Source organism: Psychrobacter sp. AOP31-B2-9 (assembly GCF_052378005.1).
GTDB lineage: Bacteria > Pseudomonadota > Gammaproteobacteria > Pseudomonadales > Moraxellaceae > Psychrobacter.
In genome coordinates this window covers 1-624 of the sequence record NZ_JBQSXG010000328.1, presented here as the reverse complement: position 1 = coordinate 624, position 624 = coordinate 1, and the positions used below count along the sequence as shown (strand labels likewise).

Sequence of the window (624 nt, the reverse complement as noted above, 5' to 3'; positions counted from 1 at the left end):
AAATTTAGTGATCAACCATCATTAAAAGAAAAAACTTCTGTCCAATTATTAATAGATGACAACCTACTATCTTCTGATTCGAGTGAAATATTCACATCATTTGAGGTTAAAGACACCCATTTCGATGATAATTATCCAGATAAGACATCAAATGTAGCGGAATACTCAAAAGCAAAAATTCATCTAAAAAACTTTCCTAAAAAAGACGCTGTACAAAATGAATTTAACGATTACATCCAAAATATCTGGAAACCTTGGGTAGCAACAGAAAAGCGAATACGTCAAAGTATCACGCTGTATTCCAATCTGTTCATGCTTAATCAAAAGCTTCAAGGCAATCTCGCTGATGCACAGCTAGAATTGGTATGGGGTATCGGTATTGCTACAAAAATAAATGCTGACAATGAGTCAAATAGCAAGCAAATCAAGTATCCCCTATTAACGCAATCTGTTGAAATTACCTTAGATCAAAAAACCATGGCGTTACTTATCAAGCCTACGCTATCTGTACCTACACTTGAAACTGAGCCTTTTTCTATAGAAGAAAATCAAGGTTTGGGCAAACTGCTAAAAAACACCAAAGCATTTTATGAATCAGAAAATGTATTGCTAAATCCATTTATA

Annotated in this window: 1 pseudogene; it reads left to right on the top strand. The window is 33.8% G+C overall.

Going from position 1 to position 624, the window contains the following annotated elements:
• Positions 1–624 (top strand): annotated as a pseudogene (locus ACT3SX_RS15480) (AAA domain-containing protein); the annotation flags it as partial.